Here is a 17,736-nt window from a genome sequence, read left to right as displayed (position 1 = left end):
TCAGCCACATCTGGCTGCAGGCAGCACGTATCGCAGCCGCCGCACGGTGTCGTGCCGATTATCGAGCCCGGGCAACAGAGCGCAAGGTCTGCGCTGCAGGCATTCCGGCGTCGCGCCCTGGTGTGTCGCGCACACCTTGCCTGCTGCCGGGCACCGATCGCCTCGCGCGTTATCCTTCGCCCCGCAAGCAGCTGTCTCTTCCGCCTTCTGCGAGGAACCGCACCTGAGCAAGGTCACCCGTCGTCAATTTCTCGAAGCCGGCATCGTCGTCCTGGGCACAGCGGGCATGCTCGGCGCCTGCGCCACGCAGGACAGCGCCCTGCACACGCGCTGGAGCCAGTGGCAGGCGAAATGGCGCTGGATGGAAGCCATCGCGCGCAAGCGCCGTTGGCAGGTGACGCCGCTACGGATCGCCCCGCCTGCGACAGAACGCCAGCTGCTATCGCTCGAACGCCGTCACCGCCTGCCGATCCCCGCCCAACTGCGTCGCGTCCTGCGCGAGCTGTCGGCGGAGGTGAGCTTCGGCTGGTACGTGCCCTCGCATCTGCGCGCGATGGAACAGCAAGACCTGCCGTCGATGAGCTGCAATCGCGACACGGCGTGGAGCCTGACGCACATCGATACGATGGCCCTGCCCGTCTTCCTGGGCTGGAAGCAGGAGCTGGCCACGCGCGATCTGTCCGAGGCACCCAACAGTCCTGCACTGTGGGAACACCAGTTCGCTTTCTACAACCTCATCAACGGCGACTGGCTGACCATCGACACCACGCATGCGGATCCGGCCAGGCAACCGGTACGCTATTTCTCGCACGAACTGGAGATGCTGCACGGCCTGGCGCTGGCGCCGGACTTCTTCAGCTTCATCACCCAGATGTCGGCGCTAGGCATGGCCGGCACCGAATGGGCCTCGTGGATGCGCTTCGGCAACGGCCAGAAAGACGACACCTTCTACCTGGATGCCGGCAACCAGGGCTCAAAGGCGTGGCTGGCCTGGCTGCGACGCGACCCGGCGCAACCCGACCCCGATACGCCGCCGCTGCCGATCGTGGAGCGCAGCGCTGCCGATCGCGCATTGCTGGACGCCTCACGCGCCAATTCACTCGTCGGCGTCGAGGCCGCATTGCTGGCAGGCGCCGTCCCCGACTGCACGCCGGACAGCGACTGGCTGATGGAACACACCGCATCCGACCAGGAGTTTTCCACCGCCATCCATTACGCCACCCGGCACGACAACACGGCGATGATCGAGCGCCTGCTCAAGGCCGGCGCAACGCTCAATACACGGCTGCTGCCGCTCAATACCGCGGTCAAACACGGCACGCTAGCCACCGTGCGCTGGCTCATCGCGCACGGCGCACGCGTCAACGGCTGGGCCAATCAGCGCTACTGGCCGCTGCACGACCTGGTGGTCACCCGCGGGCCGATCGCCGCAATGACGCGCGCGCACTACCGCCAGCACCTGATCGACAGCATCAGCATCGGCAGCCTCGACTCACTGGATGGCATGATCGCCCAAGCCAAGGACGCACAGACCCGCGCGCGCTATCGCGCCGCCAAGCGCGCCCTGCAGCAGGCCAGCGAGGAGGCGGTGAAAGACGTCGACAGCAAGCTGCGCAACCACCTCAGTCTGCAGGACTATCTGGACATGCTGGAAGCGCTGCTGGACGCCGGCGCCGACCCGGACGCACGCTGGGACAACGGCACCACCATGCTCGGCTGGGGCGGCGTGGCCACCGCACGCGTGCTGCTGGCACACGGCGCCGATCCCAACGCACGCGACATCCACGGCACCACGCCGCTGCACACCGCCAGCACCGGCGAAAAGGTGCGCGTGCTGGTCGCCGGCGGCGCCGACATCAACGCGCAGGCCATCGCACAGAACACCGACGACTCGCAGCACTACACACCGCTGCAGTCGGCGCTGCTCTCCCACACGCTCGATGGCGACAGCCCCATCACCGCGCTGCTGGAACTGGGCGCGGACGCCACCCGCACCGACGCCGATGGCCGTTCGTCGCTGGCCTATTGCTTCCAGCCGGACCTGGTGCGCCTGATCATGAGCAAGGGGCTGGACCCGCTGGCCCTGCAACCGGGCCGGCAAACCCTGCTGCATAACCTCACCTCCCGTCACTGGCTACCGCGCCACACGTTTCCGAAGGAAGTGGCCTTTCTCGATTTTCTGCTGAGCCTGGGGATCGACATCAACGCGCGCGACGCCAGGGGCCGCACCCTGCTGCACTACGCCGCCGAACAGGAAAGCAACGATGAGAGCGCGCCCAACTACGCCCTCGTCCTGGCCCGGGGTGCCGACAAAACCATCAAGGACAACGATGGCAAGCGCGCCGTCGACCTGTTTGCCGCCTCGTTGCAGACGGTGCGGGCGGCATTGCGGTGATGCGCATCAAGGGTGATGTCGATGTCCATCGCTCCATCATCTCCGGGACACCACAGCAGACGCATGGACAGGAAACACAAAATCCCCGTTCTGACGCTGGCCTGCCTGACATCTATGGCACTTGCCACCACGCTATGCCTCGCGCAGCCGCCTGCCGGCTCGCCCGAATTCGCACCAACCTTGGACGACCCCGCAGCAAGCGTCGCCCTGGTGCCCGGCGAATACATCACCGAAAAGGGATGGGGGCATCTACTACTGACCAGGCACAAGCAATCGCTACGATTCTCTTTGGAAAGCACCACTGGCCAAGCCATGTGCTTCCTGGAAGGCGTGATTGATGGAAGACAAGGCATTGCCACAAGCGAGACGGGCCTCACGGATTGCCAAGTGCAATTCGCGAACACCGCCGAAGGTGTCAACGTGACCACCACCACGCCGGTCGAGTGCAAATCCTTGTGCGGCTACAACGGCGGTTTCGAAGCACCTTACCTGCGGGCCAAGGATGGTTGCAGCCGCAACGCCCTTGCCCGCACGCGCGCGGCTTTTCAGCAGCACTACGACCGCAAGGACTACAGGACGGCATTGACCACCCTGTCCCCGGTCCTGGCGCAATGCGGGCCTACACTGGAATGGGAAGAAGAGGGAGAGATCCGCAATGATCTGGCGATCACCCAGTACAAGAACGCGCTTTATGCGCAGTGTCTGGAAACGTTGAATGCCTATGCCGAAGATGCAGCGACAGACGACGACGCAGTGATGGAGAACTGGCCACCGGTCCTTGCGGACCGCTATCTGGCAATCGTACGCGCAGCGAGAACCAATCTTGCGTTATGCAGGAAAGCGCTGGCCAGGCAAAAGAACTAGAGCATTCACTATCAAATTCGACCAGCCACACGTGGTGCGCGGCTCAGCTTGTCCCGATGCCCACATACTCCTGCGCAACCGCATACCTGGCTTGCACAGACCCCCAGATTCGACCGCGGCTCAACCCAACTGCGCGCGCTACCCGCTGAAACTCGACAGGCCCTTGATAGCCCGGAGACTTCTTCTTGATCAGGATGCGATCGGATGGCGTGACACAGCTGTCCTCAAGGGAATTGCTCACATGTGCCTCATCCACGAAGAACTCTTCATAGGGCAACGGCAGCACGGATGTCTCTCCGTCGCGATCGAACTTCAGCAACAGACTGTCATCGCGCTCGAAGCACAGCGTCTTCCAAGGGAAATCGGTCAGCTTGCCGGCTTCGACCACCGCCGAGTCCTTGCCGGCCAGCAGCGCCACAACATGCTCAGAGAACTGTTCTTTTGAGATCGGTGGCTCGGTCATGGCGCATCCTGCAAAGGTGCCAACGACCACTGCGACCGATGCCGAAACGTAAGAACGGAAGATAGCGAATGACATACGGCGCGGCCCCTTCCTGCGGTAGAGCGCTGTTTAACCAGAAACGCAATGCACGTGCATCTTGGCAGGAGTAGCGACTTGCCTTCCTGATAAATTCCGGACCCAAGCAACTGAGCAAGTCGTTGACATCCTGATCGGGCAACTACATCAAATTTGAGTAGTCTCCGATCTGATTGCAGATCTCTGAGGGCGGATCATCCACCTTGACGACTCTTCGCAATCCCTTCTCCAACTCCCCCTCAGGGGCGACGACATGATAGACGAGATAGAACTCCTCTCGACTTTTCCAGAGGCTAAATGTCGACAGCTCAGAAAATCGAAGGACATGCCCATTCGAATAAGTTGCGTCAAAGCTGCATTCAGCATAAACACCGATTCCACAACTCGCAGCCAGATAGCGCAGCCCCTTTCGTCCACCGAGATCAAAATGATAAGACCGGCCGTTCTCGTCCTCCACGATCTGCGGCGTCACTCGCAGCGCCTGAGACGCGCTTGCGCTCTCCCAGTCCAGAACCTCTGCACAGAGTGACGGGCCGGAGGGCTTATCCATCCCAAATTGAGCAAATCTCCAGGTGCAACCCGTTGTAACGAGCAACCAGAACACGACGTAGATCAGCGAATTTTGCACAGGCACCTCTCAGCCTTCGTCGCACCCAGTGACAGCCGGTACCGACAGCATGGAATTTCTCAGCGCACCATTGACGGTCCGGCCTGGGTAACGGCTTGCTGCGACTGCTCCAGCGCCTGCTGCTGTTCGCGTGCCTGGGCCTGAGTCTGGTTAATTGCCTGCATGCGATCGAACGACTGATTCTCTGGTGCCTGCACGGCGTCCACCGTCGGCATGTGTGCGCGCTGGTGTGCCGGGTCGTTGAGGGCGCCCTGGACGACAAAGACCTTCTCGCCGCCGGCCAGCTGACCTGTTGGGTTGTTGAGCACAACATGATCCACCCGCGACAACCCTTCCTCTTTTGCCAGCGCAAGCAGGCTGGCAGTCATGCGCTGACTTGCGCCGTCCCACTCTTTGCCGTGCTGGGCATCGAGCTGCATCACACCACTTTTGATCTGCTGGTACAGCGCGTGGTCTGGGTGGCCTGGCTGTGAAGGCGTCTGCGACGGGGGACGTGGCGATTGTGGGTCGCGCTCTCGCAGCTCCTGCTCCAGCGACTGGGCAGAAATCGGCGAGACGTGCAGGTGAGTGTCCTTGCTGTGCTGGAAGAGCCCAGGGGTTGGCGGCTGCGTACTACTGTCCAGGTATGGCATGGGGCGGGTGTCGCTGCCCAGGTCAATGCCATTGTGCTCCAAAATTTCTTCTTTGAGTCCCAGGCGCTGCATGTCCAGGATCATTGGCTGCTCCGGCTCGCCGGGCTTTGACTTGTTGTAGTGTCGCTCGTAGATGGCGGCTGTGCCGACCACCCAAGGACCGTAATGGTTGACGTAGTCGGACTGGCCCGCATGACCGATACGGGTGTCCTTGACCGATTTGTCGAAGTAATTCACCCCCATTGCCTCGACATTACCCGCCGTGGGCGACAACGTCAGGTCGCTATTGAACGTCAGGTTTGCCTTGGGCGTGTAGACGCTTGGATAACCGCTGCGCGTGACGAAATCTCTGGCCCGACCATCCGCAAACAGGTACACATCTTCAAGCGTAGGATTAGGATTACGACTCTTGACCGCGCTCACGATAGCGTTCCATCCGGCTATTTCGGCCGTTGCTTCGTCCGCACGGTTACTGGCCAGCACCTTCTCGCCAGCAGCAGTGTAATCGTGCGTGCTACGGGCGATTTTTATTGCCTCTGTTTTGAACTGTTCCCGCGCAAGCGCAGCAGTGGGACTGTAAAGGCTATGCTGAATTTCATGTCCCAAGACGAAAGTCAAATCGCCTGCTGCTGCATGCTTGCCGTTGGCATCATTCACCAGCGCTGCAAGCGGCAGGTGAATTTCCTGATCGCGTGGATCATAGGTGCCTCCCGCATGCGGATCGTTTAACGGCGCGAAGCCTTTCAGCACCTTTTTCTGCACCGCCTCGTTGATCTGGCGGGTCAACTCGGGCGAATCGTTCAGGACCCGGTTGAAGTTGTCCAGATGCTCACGTGTGACACCTGGTTGCTGACCGAATGACGCCACCACAGCACTTGCTTCTTGGCTCAACATGTCCGCTCCTTGGACTAGCGAATTTGAACCCACTCGACGCACTGATGAGTGGTGCGCGCTAAAGGTTCGTCAGCCTCTCCACGCGGGAAGAGCTCTACGCGCATCCCTGGGCGTTGAAAGATATCGCTCATCCATCGCCCATCTTCGACAAGATTGCGTTGTCGCGAGAAACCCATTTTTTCGAGGTGCGCCGCAAATGCCTCGAAGTCGATCTGGCAGATATCCGACATAGACGGAGACACTTCTGGCGGATTAGGCAGGAACAGGAACTCGAACCATGCACCCTTTATTTCAGTTTTGTTGACACCAAACCCGTAGTTCCAGTTTCGGGTCAGCACTCCGCTGGCACCGAACCGCCCGGAACCATCACCGCGGTGCTGTACCGACTGGCCCATTGCCCGAGACACATGGTCGGCAGTGAACGATTCAATACTCGTGCTTGTGCGAATCAGCTCCAGTACCCGCTCCAATGCTTCCTGCGCGGTACGTGGTCCACCTTTGGAAGGATCTGCAGGTACGTGATCGGCTGAGGAACTCATGGCAGATGTCTCCGTGACGGGTGCCGGGGCTGGGGTGGCCGCCGTGTGGGCGCATGCGCCCAGAGCGAGGGTGGCGAGCAAGGCGTAGAGGGGGCGCGCGATCATGAAGCGTCCGTTGTGCGCTGGTGTGGCTGCGACGCTAGTGGCATCCGGCACCGAGGTCAATCGCAAGGGGTCTGGCAGCCGCACCATCATCGCCGCACACTGCGCGCCTTGGCCGGCACCTCCACCGGCGGCAACACCTCCATCAGCAGCTGCCCTTCGCTGGCGGTGATGCGCAGCTTGGTGCCGATGGCAAAGCCCAGTTGTTCCAGCCATAGGCCGCTGAGGCGGACGTGGGGCACGTGCTGGTCGCCGGCGTGGTCGTGGGCGCCGGGGTAATGGGTGTAGCTGACGGTGCATTGGCGCGGGCGGCGGGCGCGGCGGGGTGCGCGTAGCGTGCCGGGGCCTTGCGGGAAGGCGTCCGGGTCGGGCGGCAGCATCGGCGGCAGCTTGGTGCGGTCGGGTTCCACAACAACCCACTGCACCCGCTTGGGCGGCGTGGGGCGCGTGCGCGTGCGGGTAGGCCGTGCGCTGGCAGATGCCGTAGGTGGGCGGCGGCGTGTCATGGCGCCTCCGGGCGATGGCGGGTGGTGGATGCGGCAACGCGCTGCTGCAGCGCCACGGCCTTGCGTGCGAACCAGCGGCGCAAGGTGTGCGGCAACACAGCGGACTGGCAACTCAGCGGATGCGCGCAATGGGCGCTCGCCTGCTCGACAGCTGCGCGTACGGCGAGCTGGCGCAGCACCCCGCCTACATCTAACAGCAGGCAGTGAGCGGAAACTGGCAACAGATCAACCGACACAGATGCCGGCCTGGATGGTGCGGTAGACATGGCAACGCCCTCCTGGAACAACCCAAGAACCGTCGCCAACGGCGACGGGATGTCGGGAGGTTCGAAACCGCTAAGAGCCGGCGGGCGTATTCCCCTTGCGGGTGTTGTATTAGCCGCCCTCCCGACGCAGGCATTGCATCGGCTTGTCCCTGCAGGATGCAGGCACAAAAAACCCACCGGTTTGACGGAGGTGGGTACCGCTCTTAGAGGAGTTTCGACGCTCCTTAAGTTGGAGATTGCAACGCACGGATCGCGATGTCAACCATGATCATCTCTTCTTAAAACGGAGCCTAAAAATGCACCGACACACAACCTGCGCGCTCAGATATCTGGAGATCACAGGCGCCGATGTTGACCAAGCGCATCAAGAAAAAATGGCTTCCGTGCCGTCCCAACATTTCCATCTGGCCGTGTAGATCCGATACCTCTAATCTTTCTGCAACACTCAACGATGACAAGCATCATGGAAAGTAGCGATGTAGTACCGATCGTGCCCTTGACCTTCAAGGCATTAGAAGAACGCCTGCGCGCGCTACCAGAGTTTCCGGCCGACACTGCCAGCCCAAGCCGCCTCGTGCGCGGCGCCGCCATCGTTATGGCATTGGGAATCGCCCTGACCCTCATTGCTTCGTTCCTAAGCTTTACCAATGTTCCTCCCCAGTTGCTCAAGAAGGCAGCAACGGCTGGCTTCTGGGTTGCGCTGGTAGCGCCAGGCATCCTGATGCTAATTAGCATCTATGGGATTGTGAGTGATCTACGTCGATGGAAAGTAGATCAAGCAATGCGCACTGATCATCAGCTAGAGCAATTTATGCAGGAGGTGAGTTGGCTGAAAAGGTATCCAGCAGCAACCCTGCAAATAATGCTGGACCACGCTCGCTACAGCCATACACGCCGTGCGGGCCGCATTGCGCTATTGGCTGGAAGCATCGACAAGCTAGGCCTTCTGCCGGTTGCGGTATCGCTCTTCCTGGTTCTGCGCGCTGGTGGCAATCCTCTGGCGATGTCTCCGTTGACAGCAATGGTGGGTATTTTCCTGTTGTTCTTCTGGATGATCTGCTGGGTTGCCACGTCGGCCAGGGGTAAACTGCAGACCTATGAATACTTGCTCGACATGGCGCTAAAGGGCAAAGAGAGGGGCGTAATAGCAGCTGACGCATAGATTGGAGTCAGGCATGGCCAGGTTAGCTCGCCGCTGTAACTTCAGAGCTCCGCGAGCCCGTGGGGGCATACTTGCAACCGATCTCCACATGGATAACCATGCGTTTGATTGCGGTGGAGCTGTCAAATCATGCAAACGAATCCTCACGCCAACCTTTGTGCTCTAGCATTGCTAGCAGCTGCTAGTCTCTTCTTCGTATCAGGGTGCTCTGCCATGCAGCAAGACTCACGGCCCGGCTTCAATACTCAACAGTCTGCCGCGAAAGCAAGGCAGCAGCTTCAAGCCGCCAACCCGGTAGGCTCGCCCATTACGGCCGCGCAGAAAAACCTTGAGGATCTAGGATTTCACTGCCAAGCGCTGAACTCTCCTGGCGCAGGTTACAAAGCGTCAATGATGTGCACGCTTTCCCCTGTCGTGAAAGAAGCGCAGCCATCGGTGACAGCGCCAGCTGTGCCGGTTACCTGGATGGTGGGCTTTCATTCTGCTGACGGAATCTACTTGAGCAAACTGGTAGTGAATCGAGCTCCGCAAGATATTGAGCAATAAGTCATGGATGAGCAGAAGAAGGCAACAATTTTGGTGGGGGCAAGCGAGGTTGCTGGTGACCGCCGCCATCTTTACCTGCTCTTTCAGAAATCCGACGGCAGCCAGACGGTAGTACGTGGGGGACCCGACACTAGAGCCGAGGGAAATGACTTGGCAAACTTTGCCGAGAGCACAGTTCTTGGCTCGGAGAAGTTTGGGCATATTCGAGTTGAAGCAGCCCCTTACATTGCCCCTTATGAAATTGGGTACCGGCTCAAACAAGACGGCAACTACGAGCCAGTACCTTTGAACCAGTTGGATCCCTCCGAGCCGGCTCTTGCGAGGGATGCCAAGGGCAACATCGTGAAAGCGACGGTCACCGCACCAGACTGGCCCGCACCGGGCGAACGCCACGAGCGCATCGTTGCCTGGAGCGGTTCTGACCAGGAATTATCCACAAAACTTGAGTCTGCCCTGAAGGCTGGGGATCAGATCAATCACGCACAACTGGAATATTCCCCGCTGCAGAACAACAGCAACGGTGTTGTCAGCAACTTGCTGAAGGCCAGCGGCGTTCAACCTGTTCTGCCGAAGAACGCACAAGGTGAGACAGTCAACGCCCCGGATTTTGGGGAAGACCTTTATCAAGACGTCGGCGCGGCATCGGTACGCAGCGGATACAGGTTTGACGGCAAGCAGTGGTTCGATGCGGACGATCGTAGAATCGCGCCTCCTACGAGTGGGCAGCCATTGGTACCACAGGATCCGGCCGCGCCGTCGCGTGGATCATCGGATGGTTTCAAGCTCAGCGCGCAGGCTCCATCGCCTAGCGATCCCATGTTTGCTCAAATCCAGGATGGCGTACATCGGATCGATCATTCGCTGAATCGTGCTCCCGATGCGGCAAGTGACCGTATGACCTGGAGCCTGTATGCCCTTGCCAAAGAGCAGGGACTGGAACGTGTAGACAGCGTAGTGCTTGGCCAAGCGGGCACCCGGGCAGCCGCCGGCGAGTACGTTTTCCTGGTCCAGGGAGATCCATCCACCTCCGTGTACCACCGTGAGCAAATGCGCACGGCAGATGCGGTGGAGAGTTCGGTTGAACAAAGCCAAGCGCGCGTGCAGTCTGCCGAACAGACACGTGCACTCGCGATGAGTGCTGAAACTCAGGAACAGAATCAAAAGCAGGATGCACCAAGGCTGCAAGTCTGATTACCCTGGTCATAGCAGCCTTTCGACCAGCCTAGCAGAGACAACACGTAAGTATTCAGACACTTTGCAGGTAGCTCGCTTCCGGCGTTTGAGGTTAGCTTTTGGCTTGCCGAGATGGCAGGTGCTAACGTTTCTAGACGGATCCCAAACCTTGGCATCAACTTAGATATGAAAATTAGGCTCATTTTTGGGACAGCATTACTTTCTCTATCAATCTCGACTGCTTCTGCAGAAGTAAGTATGCGCTCTGATTACAGGAAGAGTGATGTGCAGCCGGTCAAAGTTGCGAAGCTGGGATCCAACTCGCTCCAAATCACCTATCGCATGCCGGCGGAAAGCCAATTTTATTCTCCCGGCGTTGATTTTTTAAGTGACCGCGGCGTCTTGCGCATTGCCATCCGCAGATGTGGCATTAGTGCTAGGTGCGACGTCATGGCGAAAGCTGTCATACCACCAGCCGAGCTTTGGATGCCGAAAGTCACCGTGCCCTATGCGGGCGAAGAGGTATTGGTGGTTTACGTGGATACAGAAGACAAATTCTCGCCTTAGTTTTAAAGTCTGTGCTGGCGGGTCAGTTCAACCTGCCCGCGTTAGTCTTAGCAGTAAAATGCATAACCGCAACATTCAGTCGGTCATGCAGCTACCTATCTCACTATTCACTCAAGCCGCCAGCGTTTTTCTGCACGGCCCAATGGGAGCGTTCACTCCATGGAAATCCTCTACTCGGGTACGGACAAGATACTTTGCGATTCGCTCACTTTGATGCTCACTGAATCTCGAATCGAGTACGAGACTAGCAGGCGCTTTTACAGAGTGCAGATAAATGATGGCGATGAAGTGCATCAGGTTTTGGTTCAGTGCAATGATTGGGACAGTGCAGCCCGACAGCTCGACATGCTTACCAAGAGGACGCAACACAAAGAGGCACCCGCGTCAGTGAATCCTGGATCACGTCTCCAGTACGCCGCAGTGATCATGATTGCTCTTGGAATCTCTGCCGGCCTTGCCGCTACAAAGCTACTCCATAGCGCCCCCAATCCTTGCCTATTCTTACCGCAGCCCCATGCTCCCACCCGATAGACGACTGGTGGACATGTCGTCGACGCCGGCAACGCAGCGATCAAGGTATCGGGCGCTAACGGGGTTAGGTTTACTTCCTACCCAAATTTCAGGCTACGGCCTCAGCTTTCGCCAGGGCTTCCTCGCTATCAGCACCAATGCCTTTCTGCGAGTCTTGCCAGGTGGCCAGACTTCCACGCATCGACCTTCCCGGTATCCCGCAGCACATCGTGCAGCGCGGGAACAACCGCTTGCCCTGCTTTCTGGATGATGGCGATCGATTGCGCTATCTGCACCTGATGCATGAGGCCTTGCACGCCACAGGCTGCCAGTTGCACGCTTACGTCTTGATGGACAACCATGTGCACTTGCTAGTCACGCCACCTGATGCGGGACGAATCGGGCAACTGATGCAGCGGCTTGGGCGAAACTACGTCGCATTGTTCAATGGCCGCCACAGGCGCACGGGTACGCTATGGGAAGGGCGGTACAAAGCGTGTCTTGTGGACAGTGCGGACTACGTCCTTCGCTGCTATCGCTACATTGAGCTCAATCCGGTGTGTGCTCGCCTGACTGACAACCCGGCAGCGTATCGTTGGTCCAGCTGCCCAGCCAACCTAGGCCAACGCAAGCACTCCGCACTGACACCGCATCCCTGTTGGCTTGCGCTTGGCAGCGACCCGATCGAGCGATCCAACGCCTACCGTGCTCTGCTCGATGAAGCCCTCTCCGACGAACTGCTCGCCAACATTCGTCTTCATCTACAGCAGCAGCGAGCCTTGGGCCACGACGCCTTCCGCGCAATGGTCGAAGCCAAGACCCACCGCTTTGCGGGCGTCAGGCCCGCTCATCGCCCACGCAGACCGAACACCGCCGACTGATGAGTTAACCTGACCCCGTTATTAGACCCCGTTATTACCCGATACGAGATCCCAAAATAACTGGGCCAAGCTGGATACCTCCCGAACTATCTAGTAGCTCAGATGGAACCCGTTGGCATGGCCGAGCAGAGTTCAGCGCTACAATTAAATATTTATCCACGACGCCATCTGCGACGGAATCGACCTTCCGAACCCGACCATCTTCTTTAAGCGTGATAAAGACGGGAGATGGATCACTTAGCTGCAATGTATGGAGCTCCCAGCGCAGGTGACCAAGGCACTCATTTGAATAGAGAATTCGCTTCATGCTAGCACCGGCACCCGCTTTCCATTGCGCATCAGACTTGGCGTTCTCCCGTCTTATTTCCTCCGTTTCCCGCTTACGCTCGGATGCAAGTCGCCGATCTTGCGAATTAGACGCGCGTAAAACTATCGTTAACTCGCGCTCATAGGAACTCTCAAACCCACGATAGGGAAGAGGGCTGGCGCGACGAATAGCTTCAACAGCGATGGAACGACCCAAATCGTTAAACTCACAGTTTGGCAGAACATCAACAGCCACGATCTCACCACCTGGAATCTGCAAAATACGCACAGCGCAACTTGAGCCAGACGATAGAATCGCACTTTGCGAATCGTTTTCCCACCACTTCTGGATCTGCCTGTTTATAGCAATGCCATAACTATTTTTTTCATGATTAATCTCGGCCGACGCAATTTCCGACGCCAACGAAAATACCAACAGAAGCAATGGAATTATTTTCTTCAAAGCATCATCCTTTAGTTATTGCCTTTAAGTTTAGCAGGTGCACACTATTGTCCATCAGCAGAAACGCTTGCACCTGCACAGCAAAACGCTCGCAGGCCATGCGTAGTAGCAGGCAGTAGTGATGCCGATCCTCATTGTCCAAGAAGATCTCTCACCGGTTCACGCCTCCCTGGACGACACGCATCGGAACGCCGGGTAGTTCCAGAGGCGGCTGACGCGGCATGGCCGAGCCTACCACTCAAGAAGAAGACCTCAGCCTGACGGCAGCGACACAGCCGCGCTGTCAGACATCGCCACGCGGGCCTGTACAACCGATTCGCTTAGTTACCTTCGCCCCCTTTTACCGCTTTTTGCCACCTCCCCTTTTGCCCGCCCTTTTGCGCGATAAGTTAACCTGACCCCGTTACTGGCTCGCTATCCACACCCACCTAGCCGATAGAAAAAATCAGGCCAACTAAGTTAACCTAATCCCATTCTTCTTCTCATTATTTTTCATTCTCTTCCGTTTTGGACGAAGGTACCTTTCCGCCGCAGCTCTATTGCGCGTCAATCATAAATAGTGAAAGATTGAACATGCGCACCCTACCCCCCTCGAAAATCTACCCACTCGCATGCAATCAAACCAGTTTTTGTAATACCAACTTGATAACAGGCTTCAACGCTATTAATACTTTCTTTTCTGACAGCCATGAACCGCTCCCTGACCCATATCGCACACCACTCACTTGAGCACTGGACAAGAATGGCCGAGTTAGAGTCCCGAATCGGATCTTTTAGTTTAATTAACGGCATCCTAAGAGCGCCATCCAAAGGAGCGGATATCTCCAGCCTCTTTGCAATACGACTAGCACTATCACGCCCCGCTTGCACGGAAATAAGTATTGGAACCGCGAGTATTACTACCATCAAAAAGAAATAGAGCAACAAATTCTGCACGAAAATTAAAAAACCGGCGAATGGGCGGACAGCAGCAATCCAGGCTCCCTTGTCACCAAGTCGCCAGGCCCGCGCCATTTTCACAGAATTCTCTACTTTCAACTTAATCTCTGGCACCAATATTTTATTGAAGAAGAAAAATGCAACTGCCAGGAAAGCAATGACAATTGTTGTCAAAAATACGGCACCTATCGGCCCGCCAGGCATCCAACCTAAAATATCAACTGCCAAGGAGAAAAAAACATAAAACCCCCAATAAATACGATCTTCGAATGAATATTGAATTAGTGATTCAGATAGCCCCAGGGCATCCCAATATGTTTCGCAATATACACGGCCCAACAGATACATGGTCGGCACCAGGATCGCTACATACTTGCCTATCAACTCTAGCAAATCACCTCCACGAGCGAGAAAGGATCTTTGAAATGGAAATTGATTATCTGCCACTGGTGGTACGCTCATATCATGCATGCTCGTAAATAATTCTTCCGGAAATATTCGCACAGGTGACATCACTCGACCAACAGCCCGAGCATCCTCATCTTCCTGATCCGATCAAACAGGATCTCAGATGGAGTCAGCCATCACTGGATCCGCGAGCTTTAAGCGACGGCCTCAACCTTCGGCATTTGCTTGCCACGCCACCTGAAAAAGGATGGATCGGGCAGCTGATCCGGCGGCTTGAGCGGGACTACGTGGTGCTGTTCAATGGCCGCCACGGGCGCACTAGTACGCCAAGGAAAGGGCATTGTGTACAGCGCTGACTACGTCCTTCGCTGCTACAGCTGCATTGAACTCAACCCAGTGCGTGCGTGCCTGACAGACGGCCCGGCGGCTTATCGCTGGTCCAGTTGCGCGGTCAATCTGTGCCAGCGCGGGCACTCTAGACTGACACCGCACCCCTGTTGACTTGGGCTTGCGCTTGGCAAACGACCCGGTTGGCAATCCAACGCCTACCGCGCCCTTCTCGATGAAGCCCTGTCCGACGAACTGCTCGCCAGCATCCTGCTTCATTTACAGCAGCAACGAGCTCTGGCCACGATGCCGTCCGCACGATGGTGGAAGCCAAGACTCGCCGCTTTTCGGGCGTCGGGCCCTCCCATCGGCTACGCAAGCCAAGCGCCGTTGATTGATATAAACCTAACCCCGGCCACTCATCGGGCGCTGAAGACCGTCAGCGCGGATCTACTGAAATGGCACAGGCCGTAGTGCGGGTGGTAGTTAGTTATCGCATTTCAAGTCGCCGGCGGACCCCAGCTCGACGGCGAAGTTCTCACGCAGCGAGACTACGGAGGCCGATAATTCACCTCACGCCCGGCTTGCCAGACTTGACGTATACATCAATAATTGCCTGCTACGATTACGGGTCATCTTCTCCACGTGAACACTCTGCATCAGCTCGGAACCCAGATCGCCGAGAGGCGTCGCCAGCTTGGCTTGAAGCAGATTGATGTGGCCAAGCAAAGCGGCGTTACAGCTGAGTCGCTCTCCCGCTTTGAGAGGGGTCGGCTTACTGAGTTTGGTAGCAGGAAGCTGATCGCGGTCCTTGCAGCAGTTGGCATGGAGATTTCTTTGGTCGAGGCGAAGCCTGGGCATAACCACAAGTGCGCACAGGAGCATCAACAATGAGCAGTACAAACGCTCCCGCTTGTTCCAACAGAATTACTGGAGTACTGAAATGAGATCGGTAGAGCTTTTCGCAGGCGCCGGCGGGTTGGCCATGGGTTGCGAGATCGCTGGTTTCGAGCACCTGGCCGTTGTGGAGTGGGACAAGTGGGCCTGCGACACCGTCCGCGAGAACCAAAAGCGCGACTACCCCCTGGTACGTGGCTGGAACTTGCATGAGGGCGACGTTCGGTCATTTGATTGGTCGTCAATCCCCCAGGACATCGAGCTTCTTGCAGGCGGCCCCCCGTGCCAGCCGTTCTCCATCGGCGGGAAGCACAAGGCTCATGAGGATAACCGGGATATGTTCCCGGCTACTGTTGAGATCATTAGACAGCTCCGTCCGAAGGCATTCATTGTGGAGAACGTCAAGGGTCTGACACGCGCAAAATTTGCTAACTACTTTCACTACATCCAGCTTCAGCTTGAGTTTCCGGATGTTCCACCCAGGAAGGACGAGGACTGGACAGATCATCTCGCACGGCTCCAAGTTGAACGTACCTCCGGCAAGCGCAAAGGCAAGGGACTCACATACAACGTCATTCCAACGCTGGTGAACGCTGCGAATTACGGCGTTCCGCAGAAGCGTGAGCGGGTGTTCCTTATTGGATTCCGAGATGACCTGGGCGTTGCGTGGTCGTTCCCTAATGAGACGCATAGCTATGACGCCCTGCTTCACGACCAGTGGGTAACAGGCGTTTACTGGAAGCGGCATGGGATTCGTCAGCCCAAGACACCTGCCAAGCTCGCTGCAAAAGTTGCGAAGCTTCAGCAATGTCGAACAACACCTCCGACATTGGCATGGCGAACCGTACGGGATGCGCTCCAAGGGTTACCCGACCCCGAGAGCCCCGAGGCGAAGAAGATTGCTAACCATGTGTTTCAGGCTGGCGCTCGCTCATATCCCGGGCATACAGGCAGTCCGCTCGACCTCCCTGCCAAGACTCTGAAGGCTGGCGGGCACGGAGTTCCAGGCGGCGAGAACATGCTTGTGAAGGACGGCGGCTTGGTTCGCTACTTCACCATTCGTGAGAGCGCTCGCATCCAAACCTTCCCTGATGGCTTCCAGTTCCACGGCAGCTGGTCAGAGACCATGCGTCAGCTAGGCAATGCGGTACCTGTCGTGCTTGGGCAAAGGGTAGCTTCTAGCGTGGCCGATCAGCTTGCGATTGCAGGCTTGGCTAAGATCGCCAAAAATGATGCATCAATGAGAAGAAAGCGCGCATGACCGGCAAAGTAATCCCGTTTAACCCGCTGGACAAAAAGAATCTTGGAGCCAGTGTCGCTGAGGCGCTTCTCACTAAGGAAGTTCATCCACTGGGCCAGCTGCCCCAGTTCGAGGGGGCTGGCATATATGCAATTTATTACACGGGTGAGTTTGAAGCCTACCAACAGGTTTCGAGGCTAAATGCCGATGGGAGCTTCATGCTCCCCATTTATGTCGGCAAGGCAATCCCTGCTGGCGCCCGTGTAGGCGGCAGCGTAGATGTACCTGCTGGCAAGGTGCTCTTCAAGCGCCTCAAAGAGCATGCCGATAGCATTCGTTCGGCTAGCAATCTTAGTATTGACGACTTCTTCTGTAGATTTCTTGTCGTTGATGACATATGGATCCCCCTGGGGGAGTCCCTGATCATCTCCCGCTTCACTCCGGTCTGGAACTCACTCATCGATGGATTTGGCAACCATAATCCTGGAAGAGGGAGACACGCGGGCATGCGGCCCCGTTGGGATGTTTTGCACCCTGGCCGAGAGTGGGCAGAGCGTTTGGCTGAAAGACCAGAATCGCAATTCAGGATTGCGGAAGATGCAGCCACTTATCTCCGAGTTCTACCGGCCTGTCTATCTGATAAGTTCATTGAAGCTGAAGGCGGATAACGCGTCACAAGAATTGAGCATCAGCCAAGTAGGCTTAATATTTTTTCTTAATGAATCCAACCTAAGCAAACAGCTAGGGCTGGGTTTTTCCTGTCCGCTCACCTGCCCTGATCATGGGCCCGACACACCACCCTCGTGCCAACCTCTGTTACAAGCCTCTAGCCTCTTACTGAACAACGTGTTGAATTTACACAGCTAGCTTGGTAAGCGTGCGGGGCCTTACCCAATGACAAGACCATAAAAAAGTAGAGCGCCGCACGAAGAATTTCATGCTGCACTGCTTAT

General features: G+C 57.4%; 17 protein-coding genes. 10 read left to right on the top strand and 7 right to left on the bottom strand.

Translation table 11 applies throughout. The features are described 5' to 3' along the window. Window positions 1–286: 286 nt before the first annotated feature. Together AC1KVE_RS05860 and AC1KVE_RS05855 are read left to right on the top strand one after the other, a co-directional pair. Complete coding sequence (locus AC1KVE_RS05860) at window positions 287–2,395, top strand: ankyrin repeat domain-containing protein (protein ID WP_481092974.1); 2,109 nt, start codon at window positions 287–289, stop codon at window positions 2,393–2,395. A 63-nt stretch (window positions 2,396–2,458) separates the two neighbouring features. Further along, a complete protein-coding gene (locus tag AC1KVE_RS05855) occupies window positions 2,459–3,259 on the top strand; it encodes a hypothetical protein (protein WP_435012888.1) in 801 nt (266 codons plus the stop codon). A 43-nt stretch (window positions 3,260–3,302) separates the two neighbouring features. Here AC1KVE_RS05855 and AC1KVE_RS05850 read toward each other — a convergent pair whose 3' ends face one another. From AC1KVE_RS05850 to AC1KVE_RS05830, 5 genes are all read right to left on the bottom strand, one after another. Continuing rightward, window positions 3,303–3,722 (bottom strand): hypothetical protein, encoded by a 420-nt coding sequence (locus AC1KVE_RS05850; RefSeq protein WP_349778129.1) that lies wholly within the window; start codon window positions 3,720–3,722, stop codon window positions 3,303–3,305. Between the two features lie 217 nt (window positions 3,723–3,939). Next, window positions 3,940–4,425, bottom strand: a complete 486-nt coding sequence (locus tag AC1KVE_RS05845; RefSeq protein WP_435012889.1) for a hypothetical protein — start codon at window positions 4,423–4,425, stop codon at window positions 3,940–3,942. Between the two features lie 59 nt (window positions 4,426–4,484). Further along, window positions 4,485–5,951, bottom strand: a complete 1,467-nt coding sequence (locus tag AC1KVE_RS05840; protein ID WP_481092973.1) for an XVIPCD domain-containing protein — start codon at window positions 5,949–5,951, stop codon at window positions 4,485–4,487. A gap of 14 nt (window positions 5,952–5,965) precedes the next feature. Beyond that, a complete protein-coding gene (locus tag AC1KVE_RS05835; RefSeq protein ID WP_481092972.1) occupies window positions 5,966–6,595 on the bottom strand; it encodes a hypothetical protein in 630 nt (209 codons plus the stop codon). A gap of 86 nt (window positions 6,596–6,681) precedes the next feature. Then, on the bottom strand, window positions 6,682–7,098 hold the full coding sequence (locus AC1KVE_RS05830; RefSeq protein WP_481092971.1) for a SymE family type I addiction module toxin: 417 nt from the start codon (window positions 7,096–7,098) through the stop codon (window positions 6,682–6,684). 729 nt (window positions 7,099–7,827) lie between these two features. Between AC1KVE_RS05830 and AC1KVE_RS05825 the strand changes: the two genes are divergently transcribed. From AC1KVE_RS05825 to AC1KVE_RS05805, 5 genes are all read left to right on the top strand, one after another. After that, a complete protein-coding gene (locus tag AC1KVE_RS05825) occupies window positions 7,828–8,526 on the top strand; it encodes a hypothetical protein (protein ID WP_481092970.1) in 699 nt (232 codons plus the stop codon). A gap of 129 nt (window positions 8,527–8,655) precedes the next feature. Continuing rightward, window positions 8,656–9,072 (top strand): hypothetical protein, encoded by a 417-nt coding sequence (locus AC1KVE_RS05820; RefSeq protein WP_481092969.1) that lies wholly within the window; start codon window positions 8,656–8,658, stop codon window positions 9,070–9,072. 3 nt (window positions 9,073–9,075) lie between these two features. Further along, a complete protein-coding gene (locus AC1KVE_RS05815; protein WP_481092968.1) occupies window positions 9,076–10,263 on the top strand; it encodes an XVIPCD domain-containing protein in 1,188 nt (395 codons plus the stop codon). Window positions 10,264–10,431: 168 nt separating this feature from the next. Beyond that, complete coding sequence (locus tag AC1KVE_RS05810; RefSeq protein ID WP_481092967.1) at window positions 10,432–10,812, top strand: hypothetical protein; 381 nt, start codon at window positions 10,432–10,434, stop codon at window positions 10,810–10,812. A gap of 692 nt (window positions 10,813–11,504) precedes the next feature. Next, window positions 11,505–12,203 carry a transposase gene (locus tag AC1KVE_RS05805; protein WP_481092966.1) on the top strand — a complete coding sequence of 233 codons (699 nt, stop codon included), beginning with the start codon at window positions 11,505–11,507 and terminating at the stop codon, window positions 12,201–12,203. 34 nt (window positions 12,204–12,237) lie between these two features. Here AC1KVE_RS05805 and AC1KVE_RS05800 read toward each other — a convergent pair whose 3' ends face one another. Together AC1KVE_RS05800 and AC1KVE_RS05795 are read right to left on the bottom strand one after the other, a co-directional pair. After that, a complete protein-coding gene (locus tag AC1KVE_RS05800) occupies window positions 12,238–12,972 on the bottom strand; it encodes a hypothetical protein (RefSeq protein ID WP_481092965.1) in 735 nt (244 codons plus the stop codon). 582 nt (window positions 12,973–13,554) lie between these two features. Continuing rightward, a complete protein-coding gene (locus AC1KVE_RS05795; protein WP_481092964.1) occupies window positions 13,555–14,373 on the bottom strand; it encodes a hypothetical protein in 819 nt (272 codons plus the stop codon). A gap of 918 nt (window positions 14,374–15,291) precedes the next feature. On the opposite strand from AC1KVE_RS05795, the gene AC1KVE_RS05790 reads away from it, so the two are divergent. Genes AC1KVE_RS05790 through AC1KVE_RS05780 form a run of 3 tightly spaced genes read left to right on the top strand, consistent with a single transcriptional unit; the run spans window position 15,292 to window position 17,451 of the window. Continuing rightward, window positions 15,292–15,540: an XRE family transcriptional regulator gene (locus AC1KVE_RS05790; RefSeq protein WP_481092963.1), complete on the top strand. Its 249-nt coding sequence runs from the start codon at window positions 15,292–15,294 to the stop codon at window positions 15,538–15,540. Between the two features lie 49 nt (window positions 15,541–15,589). Next, complete coding sequence (locus AC1KVE_RS05785; RefSeq protein WP_481092962.1) at window positions 15,590–16,804, top strand: DNA cytosine methyltransferase; 1,215 nt, start codon at window positions 15,590–15,592, stop codon at window positions 16,802–16,804. After that, window positions 16,801–17,451 carry an Eco29kI family restriction endonuclease gene (locus tag AC1KVE_RS05780; RefSeq protein WP_481092961.1) on the top strand — a complete coding sequence of 217 codons (651 nt, stop codon included), beginning with the start codon at window positions 16,801–16,803 and terminating at the stop codon, window positions 17,449–17,451. Before AC1KVE_RS05785 ends, AC1KVE_RS05780 begins: the two co-directional genes overlap by 4 nt. Window positions 17,452–17,736: the final 285 nt, after the last annotated feature.

The sequence above is a fragment of the Xanthomonas sp. NCPPB 2864 genome (assembly GCF_056675615.1).
This window is presented reverse-complemented; position numbering and strand designations above follow the sequence as displayed.